The organism is Nostoc sp. LEGE 12447 (genome assembly GCF_015206985.1).
In the GTDB taxonomy this organism is placed as follows: domain Bacteria; phylum Cyanobacteriota; class Cyanobacteriia; order Cyanobacteriales; family Nostocaceae; genus Nostoc.
Genome location: NZ_JADEXT010000010.1, coordinates 87160 through 108166 on the forward strand (window position 1 = coordinate 87160; position 21007 = coordinate 108166).

Here is a 21007-nt window from a genome sequence, read left to right on the forward strand (position 1 = left end):
TCCACAGTACTCACTATGCCCTATGTCTGCTTATTCAATTGATACTGCCTTAGCGGAGTTAGAAAGCCTTGTCAATAATTGTGAACAGGCTGTGATTAAGTCTATCGAGGGAAAAAAAATGAAATCAGATAAATCAGTGTCAATCAACAAAATTAACAGACAATTACAACACAATCCTATTGCCATTGTTGGGATGGCTTCTCTATTGCCTCAAGCCAGAAATTTGCGGCAATACTGGCAAAATATTGTAAACAAAATTGACTGTATTACTGATGTTCCTTCCACACACTGGAGCGTCGAAGATTATTACGATCCGAATCCTAGAACGACTGAAGATAAAACCTACTGTAAAAGAGGTGGGTTTCTTCCAGAGGTAGATTTTAACCCAATGGAATTCGGCATACCACCTAGCATTTTAGAAGTCACAGATGTATCGCAACTATTAAGTTTAGTGGTTGCGAAAGAGGCGATGGAAGATGCAGGTTATGGTGAAAAACGTGAGTTTAACCGCGAAATGGTTGGGGTAATCTTAGGCGTGGCGATGGCCAAGCAATTAGGAATGCCACTTTCTGCCAGGTTGGAATATCCCATTTGGGAAAAAGCACTTAAAAGCAGTGGTTTATCTGATGAAGATACCAAAAAAATAGTTGAGAAAATCAAAAGCGCTTACGTTAAGTGGGATGAGAACGCTTTCCCTGGAATGTTGGCTAACGTAGTCGCGGGTAGAATTGCCAATCGCCTAAACTTCGGGGGGATGAATTGTGTAGTTGATGCCGCTTGCGCTAGTTCCTTTGGTGCTTTGAAAATGGCCATCAGCGAACTAGTCGAGCATCGTTCTGACATGATGCTAACTGGTGGTGTTGATACCGATAACACCATCATGGCTTACATCTCATTCAGCAAAACACCGGCGGTTTCTCCTAGTGAAAATGTCAAACCTTTCGATGCTAAATCGGATGGGATGATGCTGGGTGAAGGTATCGGCATGATTGTCCTGAAACGTTTGGAAGATGCTGAACGGGACAACGATAAAATCTATGCCGTAATTAAAGGTATTGGTACTTCCAGCGATGGGCGTTACAAGAGTATTTATGCTCCCCGCAAAGAAGGTCAAGTTAAAGCCTTAGAACGTGCTTATGAAGATGCCGGCTTCTCTCCCGCTACTGTTGGTTTAATGGAAGCACATGGCACCGGGACTATGGCTGGAGATCCGACAGAATTCGGTTCTTTAAAAGACTTCTTTGATGTACATGATGACAAAAAGCAGCACATCGCTTTGGGTAGTGTGAAATCACAAATCGGACACACAAAAGCGGCTGCGGGTGCGGCGAGTTTGATTAAAACTGCTTTGGCTTTACATCACAAAGTATTACCACCCACAATTAACATTACTGAGCCGAACCCCAAACTCAACATTAAAAATTCATCCTTTTATTTGAATACCGAAACTAGACCTTGGATTCGTCCAGAAGGGGAAGCACCAAGACGCGCAGGTGTGAGTTCCTTTGGCTTTGGCGGAACCAACTATCACGTCGTTTTGGAAGAATATGAAGCCGACCAAAACCAGGCTTACCGCTTACACAGTGGTGCTAGTGAAGTACTGTTGTTTGCTCCTACAGTAGAGGAATTGTTGAGCAAATCGGAAGAGATTTTAGGTAAGTTGCGATCGCCAGATGCACCTACACATTACGCACAATTAGTCAATGAGTGTAAATCACAACAAATTCCTCTCTCTGCTCCCCGATTTGGATTTGTAGCTGAAAATCTCGAAGAAGCTTGCAAGTTTCTGCAAACTAGCATTGACTGGCTGAAACTCAAAGGGTCAGCAGCATCTTGGGAGCATCCCCAAGGGATTTATTACCGTTCCTCTGGTATGGAGTTGGGCGGAAAAGTTGTCTCTCTATTTTCTGGTCAAGGTTCGCAATACCTGGAGATGGGACGCGAACTGGTGATGAATTTTCCTTTGATGCGCCGTCTTCATGGTTATATGGATAGCCTGTTGCTCAAAGATAATTTGCAGCCGCTTTCAGAAATTGTTTTCCCTCATCCTGTGTTTGGAGAGGCTGAAAAGAATGTCCAAATTGCTGCCTTACAACGCACAGAATACGCTCAACCAGCCATCGGGGTGTTGAGTGCAGGGATGTACAGCATACTGCAACAAGCTGGGTTCAAGTCAGATTTTGTTGCCGGTCATAGCTTTGGTGAACTCACAGCGCTATGGGCTGCGGGGGTTTTGAGTACCGAAGATTACTTGTTCTTAGTGAAAGCTAGGGGTCAAGCAATGGCGGCACCCGAAGACCCAGATCATGATGCGGGTAGTATGTTGGCTGTCAAAGAAGACATCAGCAAAGTTGAAGCAGTGCTGAGACATTTTCCGCAAGTTGCGATCGCTAATCAAAATTCTCCCACTCAATTTGTCTTGGCTGGGCCTACCGCAGAAATAGCGAGAATCAAAGAGGCTTTACACGAGAAAGGATATACAGCTGTATTGCTACCTGTATCAGCAGCGTTCCATACACCGCTAATTGCCTTTGCTCAAAAATCCTTTGCGATCGCTACTAAGTCCGTCAAATTCCAAAGTCCCAAAATCCCTGTTTACAGCAACGTTACTAGTAAGCAGTATCCCAAAGAACCCCAAGGTATTCAAAAGATTCTGGAAACGCACCTTTCCAATTCAGTGCTGTTTAAGCAGGAAATTGAAAATATCTATGCGGCGGGTGGTACTTGCTTTGTGGAATTTGGGCCGAGAAGAATTCTCACCAACTTAGTCAAAGATATCCTTGGCGATCGCCCACATATTACCGTATCTTTGAACCCCAGCACTCAAAAGAATAGCGATCGCTCTTTGCGAGAAGCAGTTGTGCAGTTGCGGGTGATAGGTATGGCTTTGAATAACCTCGATCCTTACCAACTTCCCCAAACCATCCCCCCAATTGAGACGAAGAAGACATTAAATGTCCGTTTAAACGGGATAAACTACAGATCCGAAAAAACGAAAAATGCCTTCGCTCTAGCTTTGCAGGATGGGCACAAAGTTACATTACCCACTCCCGAATATTCTGAAGCGGCTCCTTTATTTAGTAGCCCCGGTGTAACTCCACCTGTAGCAGTGATAGAAACTAACGGACATAAAAAACTTACCCCAGCAATGAACGGTGTGACTGCTAGTATCATCACCCAGCCAGAGCAACAGATGAATCCTGTTACCCTGTCACAACCAGTCCAGGAATCTAAGATGCAACCAACACCAGAAAAACTTACAAATTACGAACAACTTTTAGCAAGTTTAGAATATCTCCTGACACAGTTCCAGGAAAATCAAGCCGAGAATCTACAAGTTCACGGTACTTATCTCAACCATCAAATGGAATACGCTAAAGCGTTTTTCCAACTGATGCAGCAGCAGAATTCCTTGTTGAGTGAAAGTAAATCAACAGCCGAAACTGCCAAAATGAAGCTAGTTGTCATGGAAAGCCTAGAGCGCAGCATGATGCAGTTTCATTCTCAACAAGGTGAAACTTTACGCATCCATGAGCAATATCTTCAAGAGCAGTTGGAATATACTAAGAGCTTTTTCCAACTCATCCAGCAAGAGTATTCTCAAATCATTTCTGGTGAGGGAGCAACTCAACTAACAGAGATCAGCAATTTCACTCCGTTCACCACAGAAACAACTGTTACTGATGCACCCGTACCTGCTACTACCAAGATAGTAGAAAGCCAGCCTTTGCCTGTAACTGAGCCTGTAGCTAAAAACGGCTTAAATGTTACCCAAACACCTCTGCCGCCTGCTGTAGAGCCTGTAGTTGAAACTCCTGTATCCCCAGAGACACGAGCGATCGCGTCTCTACTGCCCACACCGCACTTCGCCACTGTCGAGACAGTAGAGCCACCTGTCCCAGTAGTAGAACCCCAAGCCGAGGTTGTAGTCAAAATTAGCTCACCTCCAGTCGAGGAAGTTGTTGCCTTCACTCCAGAACCAGCACCTACAACTGCTGCACCTGTATCTGGCGCAACCATCGATATTGTTGACTTGGATAAAAACCTGTTAGCCATCACCAGCGATAAGACCGGCTACCCAGTCGAAATGCTGGAAATGGACATGGACATGGAGGCTGATTTAGGAATTGACTCCATCAAACGGGTGGAAATCTTGGGGGCACTACAAGAAATGTACCCCAACCTACCCAAGCCCAATTTAGAAGAACTGTCAGAAAAACGCACCATCGGTCAAGTTGTAGAGTATCTGCAATCTCACGCTTCCAAAAGTGTTTCTGTAGAAATTGCAGTTCACGAAATACAACAACCAGCCGAGGTTCAAGTAGAGACTGCACCAGTAGTTGAGGTAGTCATCGCACCGGAACCAAACGTAGTTGTCGCATTCACCCCAGAACCAGAAGTTGCTCCCGCTACAAGTGATGAATTTGCAAACTTAGGTGAAACCTTGTTAGCCATCACCAGTGATAAGACCGGCTATCCAGTAGAGATGCTGGAACTGGAAATGGACATGGAGGCGGATTTAGGGATTGACTCGATTAAACGGGTAGAAATCTTAGGGGCGATGCAAGAAATGTACCCCAACTTACCCAAGCCGAATATCGAAGAACTCGGCGACCTCCGCACCATCGGTCAAATAGTTGATTACCTACAGCAGTTGGCTGGAGGTGAAAAAAAAAAGTCTGAGCCTGAGTTTGTCCAACAGCAGCCACCGGAATTAGAGCATAATATCCCGCGCTATACTGTCAAACTCAGAAGCCTAGCACAACCCGATTATTTGGATTTCAAGTTACCAGAGGGACACATCGGTTTAATCACCGATGATGGTTCCCTCACCACCTATAAATTAACTGAATCCCTAATCGAGAAAGGCTGGAAGGTAGTAGTTATCAGCTTCCCTCAATCGCTCATCGCCCAACAAGCGCCTTTACCCACAGGAGTAACCCGCGTCACCTTAGCAAACTTAAGTGAAGAACATCTTCAACAACAATTGCAAGCGATCGCATCTCACTGTGGAGCGATTGGGGCTTTCATCCACTTACATCCAATGTTTGTAGGAAATCACACCGGAAGTATTTCTTATAACGAATCAGAAAAGGCGATCGTCAAGCACGTATTTTTGATGGCGAAACACCTGAAACCCTCTCTTAACGAAGCCGCAAAGCATGGACGTAGTTGTTTCTGCACAGTTGCTCATCTTGATGGAGCCTTCGGTTTAGAGTACAAAGTTAACTTCGGTGCGATCGGCGCTGGTTTATTTGGATTAACCAAAACTCTGAGATGGGAATGGCCAAAAGTATTTACTCGTGCGATCGACCTAAGCCCCAGACTTGATGCCAAACAGTCAGTACAAAACATCATCGCCGAACTTCACGACCCCAACCTTTATATAAGTGAAGTTGGCTACGGCTCACAAGGACGAGTCACCATTATCGCCGATTAATCTCCTCTCTCTGCGCTCTCTGCGTCTCTGTGGTTCGTTAAAAAAAAACCGCAGAGGCACAGAGGACACAGAGAAACAGATAGGAAACAACTTTTCTTAATTACGAATTACGAATTACGAATTAATATCAGAGGATTTATGACACAAACAGCCCAGCTTAGTCCATCATCTGTCTTTGTCGTGAGCGGTGGTGCAAAAGGGATTACGGCTGAGTGTACTATCAGATTAGCTCAACAGCAACCCTGCAAATTCATCCTCCTCGGTCGCTCCGAACTATTAGAAACCGAGCCAGATTATGCTCAAAATTCTGATGACTCCGCATTGAAAAAATGCATCATGGAAAATCTTCTTTCTCAAGGAGAGAAGCCCACACCCATGAATGTACAAAAAATATATAACAAAATAACCTCCAGCCGCGAAATTAAAAAGACACTAGCCGCAATTGAAAAAACCGGAGCTAAAGCAGAATATATCAGCGTCGATGTCACAGATACGCCAGCTTTACAAGAAAAACTTGCCACTGCTGTGCAACATCTCGGCCCAATTACCGGAATAATTCACGGCGCTGGAAACTTAGCTGATAAGTTAATTGAAAAGAAAACAGAAGAAGATTTTGAAAAAGTTTACACCGCCAAAGTTCAAGGTTTAGAAAACTTGCTAACTTGCGTTAACCCTAATCAACTTCAGCATTTAGTTTTGTTTTCTTCCGTAACAGGCTTTTACGGAAATCCTGGACAATCTGATTATGCGATCGCAAATGAAATTCTGAACAAATCAGCCCATATATTTAAGCAAAGTTATCCCTCATGTCACGTAGTCGCTATCAACTGGGGCGCTTGGGACAGTGGCATGGTGACAGCAGAGTTAAAGAAGATTTTTCAAGAGCGAAAAATTGAAATAATTCCGATTGCAGTCGGGGCACAAATGCTCGTTAAGGAAATGGATAATACCAACCATGCAACCTCACAAGTTGTCATTGGTAGCCCACTCGTTCCACTTGCGGCGGAGTTAGATTCAGAACTACGAACCCATCGTATTCGTCGCCAAATGACATTGGAGGCTAATCCATTTTTGCACGATCATACGATTGCTGGTTCTCCAGTTTTACCAGCAACTTGTGCAATGACCTGGATTATCAATGCTTCTGAACAATTATATCCAGGTTACAGATTGTTTAATTACCAAGATTTCAAAGTTTTGAAGGGGATTACTTTCAATGAGACATTAGCAGAGGAACATATTTTAGAAATAGAAGAAATTTCTAAAGTTAATCTTGAAAGAATCGAACTTAAAGCCAAAATTTCGAGCAAAAATCCACAAGGCAGAATCCATTTTCATTTTAGCGCTCAACTCAATCTCCAGCGAGAAATCCCAGATGTACCCATTTATGAATATCTCAATCTCGAAGAAGATAATATCATCACCGCTACAGGAAAAGATTTTTACCAAAATGGTGGGGCTACATTATTTCATGGCCCGGCTTTTCAAGAAATCAAAAGAGTTTTAAACATCAGTCCTGAAAAAATTACTACAGAATGTCTTTGGCCAGAACTCACCCCACAGCAACAAGGACAATTCCCAGTCCAATGGGTAAATCCTTACACCACTGACTTGAGTATGCACGCCTTATGGGTTTGGACACAACACTTTCATGAAGAAGGTTGTTTACCTGGAAAAGTGGAAAAATTTGAACAATTTGCGATGATACCACATAACGAAACATTCTACGTTTCGTGTGAAGTACTAGCTAAGACACCAAGTAGTGCGATCGCAAACTTCATCATACACGACCGCCAAGGTAAAATATATTCACGAATGCTCGGCGCTCATGCCATTATTTGGTCAATGAAAATGCTCAGAAGCTAGTAATCTTCCTTTACCACTCAACACCTATAGCAGTCCTAAAATCTCTGTGAAATTCTTTCTTTTCTTCGTGCCCTTTGCGTCCTTTGCGGTTCGTTAAAAAAAGTATTTTTCACAACTCATATAGGATTTCTATAACTTGCCACTTCAAAGTTTGGGGAACAGCGTAAATCCTGCCTTTTAATTATCTCTTGCTAAATACCCAAACTCGGAGCATATAAATCGTGGAAAAAATAGCCATCATCGCATTATCATGCCTATTCCCCGATGCAAAGAATCCTGAAGAATACTGGCAAAACATCGTTAATCAAAAAGATTCGACATCCTCTGCAACCGTCGAAGAAATCGGAGTAGATCCGACAATCTTTCACAATCCAGTTAAAGGTACACCAGACAAAACCTATTCACTCAAAGGCGGTTACATCCGCAACTTCGATTTTAATCCATCTGAATACAATCTACCATCAGAATTTGTTGCTGGTTTAGATAACACCTTCAAATGGTCATTGTATGCCGCTAAACAAGCAATTGAACAAAGTGGTTATTGGGGTAATCAAACTGTTCTAACAAAATGTGGCGTAATTTTAGGTAATTTGTCATTCCCAACAAAATTATCTAATCAATTATTCTCTCCAATTTACCAGCAAGCTATTAATCCTGCCGTCAGAGAACTTTTGCAGTATGAAGACTTTGATTTAGCTGTCCCAAGTGCAACTAAAGCATCTTTATACAATGCGATGATATCTGGCTTACCAGCATCTATCGTAGCTCAAGCTTTATCTCTATCCCAGATTAATTTATGTCTGGATGCTGCTTGTTCATCATCATTTTATGCGATTAAACTAGCGTCTCATTACTTATGGTCACATAAAGCTGATGTCATGTTAGCTGGAGCCATCAGTTGTGCAGATTCCCTGTTCGTGCGGATGTTGTTTTCCGGTGTTCAAGGGTATGCAGAAAACGGTATCAGCCGCCCCTTAGATAAATCCTCTAGAGGGCTAATTCCCGCCGATGGTGTTGGGATGGTGATGCTGAAGAGATATTCTGATGCCGTTAGAGATGGCGATAATATTCTTGCCACTATCTGCGGTAATGGACTCTCGAATGATGGTAAAGGTAAACATTTACTGAGTCCGAATCCTAAAGGACAAGTTTTAGCTTTTGAACGAGCCTATAATGAGGCGAAATTTAGTCCCAAAACCATCGATTATCTAGAGTGTCACGCCACTGGCACATTACTAGGAGATACAACCGAATTCAATTCCATAGAAACATTCTTTGGTCAAAATCAAGCTGCGCCTCTGGTGGGTTCTGCGAAGGCAAATACTGGTCACTTGTTAACTGCTGCCGGCATGGTTGGTTTGACTAAGGTGATTTTGAGTATGTCTCATGGTGTAATTCCAGCAACCATGAATGTTTCGGAACCTTTAACTTCAGAAAAAGGTACAATTTCTGCCGACAAGATTGTTAGAACGGCTACAGCATGGCCTAATCATAACGCACCAATTAAACGAGCGGCTATCAGTGCTTTTGGTTTTGGCGGCACTAATTCTCATCTGATTTTAGAACAAGGAACTACAGCAGAATCTGTTGAATCAATTCCACCTGTTCCACCTACCAAAGTTGCTATTGTTGGCATGGATGCCTTTTTTGGTAACTGCAATGGCTTAGATGCTTTTGAACGCAGTATTTATGATGGAACACAACATTTTACTTCCTTACCGCCTCAAAGATGGCATGGGATAGAAAATCAAGAAAGTGTCCTGAAAGAGTACGGTTTAACAGACGGGAAAGCACCAGTAGGGGCATATATCAAGGATTTTGAAATTGATACTTTATCGTGCAAAATCCCACCGAATGAGATAGATAAGTTAAACCCACAACAATTGTTGCTTCTGAAAGTTAGCGATCGCGCCGTCAAAGATGCGAAACTACAGGAGGGTGGCAATGTCGCTGTTATTGTCGCTGCCGAGACAGAATTCTCTGTGCATCAGCTACAGCAAAGATGGAATCTCTCTTGGCAAGTTAAAGACGGCTTACTCAACCAAGGAATTTCTCTACCTGATGAACACCTTTCCCAACTGGAAACCATCGTTAAAGATAGCATTCACCAACCTGTAGAAATCGGCGAATATGTGAGTCACATCGCCAACATCATGGCAAGCCGAATTTCTGCTTTGTGGAATTTCACTGGCCCTGCATTCACCGTCAGCGCTGGCGAAAATTCTGCCCTCAAAGCGTTGGAAGTTGCCCAAATGCTACTCGCTACTGGAGAAGTAGACGCGGTGGTTGTTGGTGCAGTAGATTTAGCCGGTGGTGTGGAAAACGTCTTATTCCGCAGCCAATTTGCACCAATTAATACAGGTGTCAATACCTTGGGTTATGACCAACAAGCAAATGGCTGGACGGTTGGTGAAGGTGCGGGTGCTGTCGTCCTCAAGCGCTACGAAGCTGCTAAAGAAGATAATGAACGCATCTATGCAGTAATTGATGCCATGAGTTTTGCACAAGGTAATTCTACTTTGAGTGATACTCCGGTAAAACCTGATGCTTCAGCTATCAGTGATGTCTGCAAACAAGCCTTCGAGATAGCAGATATTCAACCCACAGAAGTTAACTATGTGGAAGTCTTCGGTAGTGGCGTTCCCCAGGAGGATGAAGCCGAAATCACAGGTTTACTGCAAGCTTATCCGAAAGTGGGCAATGGTTTGCATTGTGCGTTAGGTAGCGTTAAATCCAATATCGGCCACACCTATACAGCATCGGGAATTGCTAGCTTAATCAAAACCGCTCTCTGTCTTTATTACAGGTATATTCCCGCCACACCCAAATGGTCTGGTGTCAAAACACCGCAAGTATGGGAAGGTAGCCCTTTCTATGTAGCGATGGAATCAAGACCTTGGTTTGTCGATAAAGGCGGCACACGCAGAATAGCAGCAATTAATAGCATGGGTATAGATGGCAGTTACGCCCATTTAATCTTATCGGAGGAACCCAGCCAAGAGGAGCGCGACAACAGATATTTGCAACAAATGCCTTTTCATCTGTTCCCTATCGCAGTTAGCGATCGCTCCACTATACCCGATATCTTAAACCATCTCCAAAAATCCATAGAAGCCAGTTCTTCTTTATCAGCTACCGCCAGCGAAACATTCGCTACCTTTGAGCAGCAATCTAATCCAAAATACGTCTTATCAATCACTGGACGTAACACAAAAGATTTACTCAAAGAAATTGAATCTGCCCGCAAAGGTGTAAATAATGCCTTTGAAAACGGCACAGATTGGCAAACGCCACTAGGTAGTTATTTCACAGCGAAACCATTGGGCAAAACTGGAGCAGTTGCTTATGTTTACCCCGCAGCAGTCAATTCTTATATTGGCATTGGTCGGACTGTTTTTCGCTTATTTCCGAAAGTCTTCGAGGATTTAAAAAGTAACAATCTCTACAACCGGGCTGCTGATGTTGAAAAGCTGGTTTATCCCAGAAGCTTACCTAAATTGACAACCAGGCAACTAGAAACTCTCGAAAAGCAATTGTTAGATGATTCACTAGCAATGTTTGAAAGCGAAATCGCCTTTGCTAGATACATGACAGCAATTTTCCGAGATGATTTTAAAGTCAAGCCGCAATCTGTATTTGGGTATAGCTTGGGTGAAACTAGTATGATGGTTGCCCAAGGGGTTTGGAGTGATTTTGAGGGCGGAAGTAACACTTTAAACTCATCACCTTTATTTGGCGATAAGTTATCTGGGCCGAAAAATGCTGTGCGTGAATATTGGGGATTAACAGATTCACCAAACAACAATTTTTGGAATACTTATGTTCTCATGGCTGCTCCGTCTCAAGTTAGAGAATGCCTGAAACATGAAAATCATGTCTACTTAACTCAAATCAACACACCAGAAGAAGTATTGATTGCTGGTGATGATGCCGCCTGTAAACGAGTGATTGCAACTTTAGGTTGTAATTCTTTCCCCGCGCCCTTCGACCATGTGATACATTGTGAAGCGATGCGATCGCAGTACGAGGAAATCAAGAAGGTAAACAGCCTACCATCACAAAATCTTCCCGGTATTGTGTTTTATTCTGCCGCCGATTATCAACCAGTTGCACTCGAAAGAGATACCATTGCTCACAACATCGCCAAAGGATTGTGCCAAGAACTTGATTTTCCGCAATTAGTAAATCGTGTCTACGGCGATGGGGTCAAAATATTTCTAGAAGCAGGCGCAGGTAGTGTCTGTTCCCGATGGATTGATAAAATCCTCGGAAGCAAAGAACATATCACAGTCTCTCTAAATCGTAGAGGGATGGATGACCATGCTTCGATGGTTAAAGCATTAGCAAAATTACTCAGTCATCAGGTGAATGTGGATTTATCACCACTGTATAGCAAAGCCCAAGACACTGCTAATTCAAATAAAGCAACATTGAGAACAGTTACCTTGGGTGGAAAAGCGATCGCTGCTACAATTTTGAGCGAAGAAAATCGTAAACTTGTTGAAGATTTCGCTGGGGATCTTAGGAGCGATCGCTTCAAAATACAGCATCCAGATATACCTAATCTCCAACAATCTGAAATCACAGATTCTCTTAACACTTCCAACCAAATAACCCAAGAAGAAAATTACTCCCCTTACATCTTGCCTCAGCCAGAAGAAGTAAAACCGAAAAATATCATTGATAACGTTTTTCAACCGAGAGAACAATTACAATCTTCTGAGTCAAGCGCAATTAGACAGCCAATTCCTGTTTCTTTCCTACCCGTCAGAACTCAAAAAATTAGTAGCATCATCAGCATGTTCGATTTAAATAAGACCCAGTATCAAAAGCTCAATGCTAATAATTCAAAGATAACTAAAGCACATACAGCCTTCTTACAAGCTAGACAAGATTACAGTCAGCAAATGAGTGAAATCATTCAATTACAACTAGCTTGCGCCCAAAACTTGCTTAACGACGAATCTTAATATCTCATACCAATTCTCTCTAAACCTTCTCTTCCTTAGCGCCCTTTGCGTCCTTTGCGGTTCGTTTAAAAATTATTACGTGCATCTCCCAGAGAATTGGTATTACTCTCTTACTCTGTGCCCTCTGCGCCTCTGCGGTAGCCTGCGGCAAGCCGAAGCGTCTACGTTAACAGAGTCCACACCCTTCATATCATCCATTGTTTGTAATCCGAGGGATAACTACCGTGACAACCGTAGATACGGTACTAAGTAAACACGATAATGGTCTTAACTTCTCCGCTTGGTCGCATAACAAAAACCAGGTTTGGAAAGGTTCTTTAGAAACTGTATCTTTCGAGAAACAAACCATCAAAGATAAATTGATGGTATTAAATAAACCCTGCTACATCGTGAAAGTTGCCGGAAAAATCGGTGTCACTAATGAGGGTTATTTATCCCCTGGTGATAATGGCACAACAGCACAAGTAGAACTGCTAACATTTGCAGCACCAATCCGCATTCAACAATTTGGAGATCCGAATTTTCTCTCCTCCTATGGAGTGAAATATGCCTACGTTACCGGCGCAATGGCTGGCGGAATTGCTTCCGAAGAAATGGTCATTGCATTAGGAAAAGAGCAAATTTTGAGTTCTTTTGGTGCAGGTGGTTTAACTCCAGAACGTTTGGAAGCAGCCATAAATCGCATTCAAGAAGCTTTACCTCAAGGGCCCTACGCATTTAATCTAATCCACAGCCCTAACGAACCTGCAATTGAACGCCGCGCAGTGGATTTATATCTCAAATATCAAGTGAGAACAGTAGAAGCCTCTGCATTTCTCGACTTGACCCCCAACATTGTTTATTACCGTGTTGCTGGATTGGCATTGAATAGCGCCAATCAAATTGAAATCAAAAATAAAATCATTGCCAAAATTTCTCGCCGAGAAGTTGCGACTAAATTTCTGCAACCAGCACCAGCCAGAATCATCAAAGAACTCCTGGAACAAGGGCTAATTACTGAGTTACAAGCAACCCTTGCAGCCAAAGTTCCAATGGCTGATGATATTACCGTCGAGGCTGATTCTGGAGGCCATACAGATAACCGTCCCTTGGTTTGTGTGTTACCTTCTATTATTGCCTTGCGAGATGAAATTCAAGCACAATATCATTACCAAACACCCATTAGAATTGGTGTTGCAGGCGGAATTGGAACACCACAATCAGCATTAGCAGCTTTCATGATGGGTGCTGCTTATATAATGACCGGTTCCATTAATCAGTCGTGTGTTGAATCTGGGGCTTGCGAACATACCAAAAAGTTACTAGCCCAAGCAGAAATGGCTGATATGATTATGGCGCCAGCAGCCGATATGTTTGAAATGGGAGTCAAATTGCAAGTTCTCAAACGGGGTACAATGTTCCCCATGCGAGCGCAGAAATTATTTGAACTCTATCGCGCTTATGATTCCATTGAAAGCATCCCCCTTGCAGAAAGAGAGAAATTAGAAAAACAAGTTTTTCGCAAAACTATTGCTGAAGTATGGGAAGGAACTGCGGCTTATTTATCCCAAAAGAATCCTGAGAAACTTGGGAAAGCAGTCAATAATCCTAAACTGAAAATGGCGTTGATTTTCCGCTGGTATCTAGGATTATCTTCTCGCTGGTCTAGTTCTGGTGAAAAAGGTAGAGAAGTCGATTATCAAATTTGGTGTGGCCCGGCAATGGGCGGTTTCAATGACTGGGTACGCGGTTCCTACCTGTCTGAACCAAATAATCGTGGTGTAGTTGATGTTGCTAATCAAATTATGACTGGTGCAGCCTTTTTGTACCGTGTCCAAAATTTGAAAATTCAAGGGCTGCAAACTTCCGATTATTACAGTCAATATCACCCTGTTCGTTCTACATCATTGTTGGAGATTTAAAAATGACTATAAAACAGTCTTTCACAGCAGACGATATTCAAGTATTTTTGGTATCTAACTTAGCTAAGTTGTTAGGAGTAGCAACTGACGAAATAGATGTCAAAGAACATTTAGAAAACTATGGCTTGGATTCAGCCCAAGCAATGATTCTAGTAAGTAACTTAGAAAAGTTACTAGGATTTCAACCCTCTCCATTGCTGCTGTGGCATTACCCAAATATTGAGGCTCTTTCACAGCGTTTAGCTGAAGAAGTGCAAGAAGGTTCACCAGTTCAAGATACAAAGGTAGTAGCCTCCAATGCCAATGCTGCACCCTCTGTTCTAGATTTAGGTGCTGAGGCTGTTCTTGACCCCACCATTCATCCCGGTGCTGCATCTAATGTAGCTATAGGTGAACCCAAGAACATCTTTTTAACTGGAGGAACAGGCTTTTTAGGAGCCTTTATCATCCGGGAATTGCTACAAGAAACTAATGCGGATATCTATTGCTTAGTGCGTGCGGCTAATGCCGAAGAAGGCAAAAGCAAACTCCAAAAGAATCTCGAACAATATGCAATTTGGCAGGAAGAATTTACCTCCAGAATTATTGCGATTGTCGGCGATTTATCTCAGCCTTTGTTAGGTATTAGTTCGGAACAGTTTCAAATTTTAGCTGCAAATATTGATACCATCTATCATAGTGCTGCTTTGTTGAATTATGTTTTCCCATACTCTGCACTGAAAGCAGCCAATGTTTTAGGCACTCAAGAAGTTTTGAGATTGGCTTGTCAAATTAAAGTCAAGCCTGTACATTACGTTTCTAGTGTTGCTGTTTTTGAATCTACTGCTTATGCTGGTAAGGTTGTTAAAGAACAGGATGAATTTAATCATTGGGAAGGTATTTATCTTGGTTACTCACAAACAAAGTGGGTAGCTGAAAAGTTAGTCAAAATTGCTCGTGACCGTGGACTGCCTGTAACTATCCATAGACCCCCACTGATTTCAGGTGATAGCAAAACAGGCATTTGTAACACACACGACTTTATCAATTTGATGACCAAGGGCTGTCTACAAATGGGATATTTCCCTGATGTAGATTATATGTTGGATATGTCACCTGTTGACTATGTAAGTAAAGCGATCGTTTATCTATCACGCCAAAAAGAATCCATAGGTAAAGCTTTCAATTTACAACATCCCCAACCCGCCGCTTTAAAAATGCTAGTTGAGTGGATACGCTCTTTTGGTTATTCAGTTGAGATGATTCCTTACGAAAAATGGCAATCAGAGTTAATCAATAATGTGACTTCTGCTGACAATCCTTTATACACTCTGCGACCATTTTTGCTGGAACGTTGGTCTGATGAACAACTGACTATTCCTGATTTGTACTTACAAGCTAGAAGACCCCACATTAGCTGCCAAGATACTCTTCACGCATTGGCAGGGAGTTCTATTGCTTGTCCTCCAATTGACTCTCAATTGTTTATGACCTATACCGCCTACTTGATTCAAAGCGGCTTCTTGAATCTAGCTTAGGAATTCACAAATTGCGTAGGATATGTTAGGAACGTAACGCACCATCCTGGATACTTTCGGTGCGTTACGAACCTAAAAAATAAGTTTATTTAGTCCAAGCTTTTTAAAACTCAGTACTACTAAATAGCCAATATTTCAGATGCCAGCAACAACTAATACACTAACAGCGGCAATATAATTGCCCTGTTTTTTTATGCTCAATCATGTAAATTTTTAGTATTCAACCCTTGACAGAAGCAATTGAGGATAGAATGGTTAATGTCGGGCATAAAAGGTTGATTTTACCCGCTGGCTTTTATGAGTGATCAAAAGCCAAATGCTAGCAGTCTGAAATAACCGAACTCCTTTAAGGCCTAACTTCTTCGATGCATAAGTCCTAAATTTGCGTTTGGACTGCTACATCTATCCAATGCACCAAACAAGCATTTGAAAGGGTAATAACTCAAGATATTTCTTGTAGGTTGAGATATTACGCGTACTTAATTGTAGAACAAGAACCACTGTAAATGCAACGCAGCTTCATCAAGTTGAATTCACCAATATTCTTACATGAACACAACACATCAAAGACAGAGCAAAAAAACTGCTCTTATTACTGGGGCAGCCGGTGGAATTGGCTACGAATTAGCATGTATTTTTGCTGCTCATGATTACAATTTGGTATTAGTAGACAGAAATGGGCCAACGCTAGTAGAAATTGCAGCTAAATTCCAAGAAAAATTTGGAATTTTTGTCAAAACTATTGTTAAGGATTTATCTATATCAACGGCTCCTGAAGAAATTTTCACGGAGTTGCAAAAAGCCGATATTAATGTTGATGTGCTGGTAAATAATGCTGGATTTGGTATCTATGGATTATTTCATGAAACAGACTTAGCTACTGAACTGGAAATGCTACAGGTAAATTTGGTGTGTCTCACCCATTTAACTAAGCTATTCCTGAAGCACATGGTCAAGCAAGGTGAAGGTAAGATATTAAACGTCTCCTCGGCTGCGGCGTTTCAACCAGGGCCTTTGATGGCGGTTTATTTTGCTACTAAAGCCTATATCTTATCGTTTTCAGAAGCGATCGCTAATGAGTTAGAAGGTACAGGTGTCACTGTGACAGTTCTTTGCCCAGGCTCAACCGCATCTGCCTTTCATGAAAGAACCGGAATGGCTGACTCTAAGTTGCTCAAGGGTAAGAGGATGATGGATGCACGAACAGTAGCTGAAGTTGGTTTTCGTGCCTTAATGAAGGGTCAAACCATTGTCATTCCTGGTTTACTCAATGCAATACTTGCAAAAAGCGTCAGATTTGTACCTAGAAACCTGGTAACAAAAATTGTGAGAAATATGCAGGAGGATAAGTAAGCTGGTTGTCATTTGTCATTTGTCATTTGTCATTTGTCCGCAATATCTCTCTTGTTTTATTTAGGAGATGAGCTTAGTCAACATCAATATTGCCAGCATTTTAAGTTCCAGCCACAATTTGCTATGGCAACAGCAGCAACATAATTGTTAGCAGGTACTAGTTCAAATAGACTCCAGTCTTCTAATATCTGTAACTTGGCTGGTTCTGTAGGAGTCAAAGACACTTCAACTTGCTCTAACTGGGATAGTCCGTCTCCAGTTGCTTTTAAGTAAGCTTCCTTACAAGTCCAGTAACGGAAAAATACTTCTTGCTGTTGATTGGGAGATAGCGATCGCAACATCTCATATTCTCTCGGTAAAAAGAACCGTTTGGCAAGAGCTTCGATATCAGACATCGGGCGAATATATTCTAGGTCTACACCAATTGGGCGAGTACAATTCACCGCACACAAACCTAACCCTTGGGAATGAGACAAGTTAAACGCCAGTCCACTATCGGCAAATGTATCTGCTAATACTGGTTTGCCACGCTGTTGATAATTAAACTGCACTTGTAAGGGTTGGATACCCAAATAGCGACCTAATATAGTTCGCAGAATACCACGACCAGCAATGAAACGCTGTCGATGTTCCTGAAAATAGAACCGTTCAGCACGAGCCGTTTCGTCACTGGAAAGAGTTGCTGCTAAATTTTGCAGTTGTAGTTCTGGTTGGTCAAGTTCTATACGCCAGACATGAATCTCATCTGGTAACAAAGTTAAATCTGTCGGTGCAGGTAGCCAGAAATGATGAGTAGCAGTCATTGAATCTGATTTGATTTGTTTTGTAACCTTTACCGAAGTTTAGCTTTGCTAGTCTCTATTTTATCCTGAAGATATATTTTAAGTTTTCCACAACCAACAGTGCGATCGCTAGTCTTAATGGTTGAATAATTAATTGAAAATATTAAGTAACGTATAAAAATTGATTAAATTTAACTTAGATTATGGAAAAAATCTTACTTTTTGTGGAAAAATCTGTGGAAAACTTGATATTTTGCTGTTAAAACTTAATTAAGTATAATTACTTTGTGGAAAAGTACTATAGTTTTTCCACAAGTTTTCCACAAGGTAAACTTGCTTAATAGGGATTATTGGTGTTGGGTTGAGGAACGAAATTTAGCTAAAAGATTTTATCGCGCAAAGCGCGAGACAAATAAGAGAAGAAGGAAAAAGAAAAAAGTGAAGAGGGCAAAAGGACAAGAGTGTAAAGGGCTACTAAGTCCTGCCACGAACCAGTACAACCCGAAAACCCATGTTGCGGTACTTTAAGTCACGCACATTAAAGCCGCGACACGCCGAGCGGCAATACTTAGAAGCGTAGCTCCACGAACCACCACGCAGCAGCCCCCGCTTATTCTTATCACTCATCCAAGCACTACCGTCTGCTGGCGCTCCGTTATAATTTTCGTGCCAAGCATCTTGACACCATTCCCATATATTACCATGCATATCAAATAAACCAAAGGGATTTGGTGAAAATTTTCCGACATCTGTTGTTTGCTGACGATATTCACCCTTTGACCCAGCACCATAAGTATAGTTACCGTCATAATTCGCCAAATCAGTCGTAATCGTCTCACCAAAATAAAATGGGGTAGTTGTTCCCGCACGACAGGCATATTCCCACTCTGCCTCACTGGGCAAGCGATAGGTTTTTCCAGTCTTGTTAGATAATCTGGCACAAAACTCAATTGCATCATCCCAAGATACTTGTTCAACAGGTCGATTAGCACCTTTGAAGTGAGATGGTTCAGGATTTAAATCAATATTTACCTTTTTCAGCCCAGCAACAACAGCCCATTGGCTTTGTGTAACTGGATATTTACCCATGAAAAAGGGTTGAATGGTAACAAGGTGCTGTGGACTTTCCCAATCGATTCGTTCTGGCTCATTCTCTGGGGAACCCATTAAGAATTTACCGCCACGAATTGGAACTATTTCTAAAACTACGCCATCGCCCAAATTTTCTGTAAAAAGCTTTGCTTCTACTACATCTTCATCCTTAAGCTCATACTCTCGTTGTAATTTATTTAATTCCTTTTTAGCTCTTTCATCCAACGGATATCTGTGTTGAGCTACAAAATCTATGAATAATTCTCTGTAGTCATCTATATGTTGCTGACGTATCTTGTAAGGCTTTAATACTTCCTTTTGAACTGCACTAGCTTCTGAATCTATTAATCCTAAGTTTATCTCTAATCTTTTTAATATTTTCAACTCCCCAAAAGAAATATCACCGTCACCATCAGACGCAAATTTTTCAACCTTCTGACGATATTGAGCTATAGCCTTTGCCTTACTTAGTTGTTCAGCAGCAACCTTAATTCCCTCAGCTACATTTGTGAATGCATCATCTCGATTATGCCAAGATGAAGATGTAACAGGTTGGGCATTTTTGGGCAGAGCTTGTAGTCTAGCTAATGGTGGTGATTGCCAAGCAACGCTTCGCAAAATAATTGGAATGACGGAAGCTTCTCCAGCTTCGTGGCGTTCTACTGCTTTAGTAACTTCAACACTCCAGCAGTATTCAGAACGAATAAAGTCTGAACTTACCAGCAATAAAATGATATCGGCTGTATTTAAATTCTCATTAATCTGCCGATCCCATTCTCTTCCAGGTGGTATCTCGCGATCGTCCCAGGTTGAAATTACACCTTGCCGTTTCAACATGGTGAGGTGGTTAACGAGTTCATTCTTTAGAGATTCGTCGGCGTGAGAGTAGGAAAGGAATACTTTGAGCGACACCAACGATACCTCTTGCGTCTTTAAGAGTGGAATAAATTACGCTTTTCACAAATTATAGTATGTTTGCGTACTACCCTGGGTGGCTGGAAGTCGCGGCTACACAGACAAAACCCGCCTTTACTACGGAAGCTACGCCAAGGCGGGTTAAAAACTTTGATTTTTTGCCAGTTACAGACCTCTAGAGTTGCCCCAGAGCCTTTTGATCCCCCCAACCCCCCTTAAAAAAGGGGGCAAAAACCTCTCAAAGTCCTCCTTTTTAAGGAGGATTTAGGAGGATCTACAGGATTTTGGTTTTGTACAGAGATGTGTGTACACCGTAGCTTTTTAGGAGAGAGGCTAAAGTCTATTGCATCTATAGATGCGTAGCGGCTTACCGCAGGGTACGAAAACCGCTACATAAACCTTATTAAATTTTAGCTAACTCGCGATCGCAGCTGATGCCCCATTCATAGATCCATTTACAGAAGAAGGCTGAACAGAATTGGTGACTTGGGAATTGTCTACTACGTTTCGCTTCTTCTTGGTATTACCTCGTCGCGCACCACCCGCCATCTCGTATTCCTGGCTGGTTTTACCGTAACGGCTGCCAACTCCTAGTAACATTTTTTCTGACATTGCAATTACAGCCTGTTCTGCATTCTTCACATCATCTGTGAGTTTGTCAATGGAAGATAAAGCAGTGTTGTAGGCAGCAAGCTTAGACCGTAGATCGTTAATTGTTGCATTGTAAGCTTGTATAGTCAGTCCTTCGCCGAAGTCTAATTTTACACTGATAGATTGTAAACTTTCAATGCGGCGATCAGCTTTTTCTAAAACGCTGGAGTTTCTTTTAGGACGTGCCATCATTCATCTCTCCCAGTAAACTATAGTACTTTTTTATACAAAATTTTCCCTGATTGTCATCAGAAAATATAACAAAATCAGTTGCGTAAGTGTAGGCGATCGTAAAGTTCGCACCTCTAGACTTGTAGTTGATTTTACTTAAATTATTTTTTTATTTAAGTAAGAAATAGACTTATAAGTTTATTGTGACAATTGTTGCAATGATTTCAACGTTTCTTATACATGAAGGATTAATTGTTGCAAAGTATGAATACTTTGCTGCAACTGCTTATACCTTTGCAAGAAATGCTTAAGCGTTTCTTATATATAGAGGATCAATTGTTGCAAAGTA

9 protein-coding genes are annotated in these 21007 nt (G+C 41.9%); 6 read left to right on the forward strand and 3 right to left on the reverse strand.

From position 1 onward, the window contains the following. Positions 1-22 precede the first annotated feature (22 nt). From IQ274_RS13640 to IQ274_RS13665, 6 genes are all read left to right on the forward strand, one after another. On the forward strand, positions 23-5440 hold the full coding sequence (locus tag IQ274_RS13640) for a type I polyketide synthase (protein ID WP_194142564.1): 5418 nt from the start codon (positions 23-25) through the stop codon (positions 5438-5440). Positions 5441-5578: 138 nt separating this feature from the next. Next, positions 5579-7306, forward strand: coding sequence for an SDR family NAD(P)-dependent oxidoreductase (locus IQ274_RS13645; protein ID WP_194142565.1), 1728 nt, complete (start codon positions 5579-5581; stop codon positions 7304-7306). A gap of 221 nt (positions 7307-7527) precedes the next feature. After that, positions 7528-12276, forward strand: a complete 4749-nt coding sequence (locus IQ274_RS13650; RefSeq protein ID WP_194142566.1) for a PfaB family protein — start codon at positions 7528-7530, stop codon at positions 12274-12276. A gap of 224 nt (positions 12277-12500) precedes the next feature. After that, positions 12501-14177, forward strand: a complete 1677-nt coding sequence (locus tag IQ274_RS13655) for a PfaD family polyunsaturated fatty acid/polyketide biosynthesis protein (protein ID WP_194142567.1) — start codon at positions 12501-12503, stop codon at positions 14175-14177. Between the two features lie 2 nt (positions 14178-14179). Continuing rightward, the gene (locus tag IQ274_RS13660) at positions 14180-15694 is read left to right on the forward strand and encodes a thioester reductase domain-containing protein (protein WP_194142568.1); all 1515 of its coding nucleotides are present in this window, start codon (positions 14180-14182) and stop codon (positions 15692-15694) included. 549 nt (positions 15695-16243) lie between these two features. Beyond that, a complete protein-coding gene (locus IQ274_RS13665; RefSeq protein WP_194142569.1) occupies positions 16244-17047 on the forward strand; it encodes an SDR family NAD(P)-dependent oxidoreductase in 804 nt (267 codons plus the stop codon). An 83-nt stretch (positions 17048-17130) separates the two neighbouring features. Here IQ274_RS13665 and hetI read toward each other — a convergent pair whose 3' ends face one another. From hetI to IQ274_RS13680, 3 genes are all read right to left on the reverse strand, one after another. Further along, on the reverse strand, positions 17131-17850 hold the full coding sequence (gene hetI, locus IQ274_RS13670) for a 4'-phosphopantetheinyl transferase HetI (protein ID WP_194142570.1): 720 nt from the start codon (positions 17848-17850) through the stop codon (positions 17131-17133). Between the two features lie 453 nt (positions 17851-18303). Next, positions 18304-19833, reverse strand: a complete 1530-nt coding sequence (locus IQ274_RS37730; RefSeq protein WP_322745232.1) for an SUMF1/EgtB/PvdO family nonheme iron enzyme — start codon at positions 19831-19833, stop codon at positions 18304-18306. 417 nt (positions 19834-20250) lie between these two features. Beyond that, a complete protein-coding gene (locus IQ274_RS13680) occupies positions 20251-20679 on the reverse strand; it encodes a hypothetical protein (RefSeq protein WP_322745233.1) in 429 nt (142 codons plus the stop codon). Positions 20680-21007: the final 328 nt, after the last annotated feature.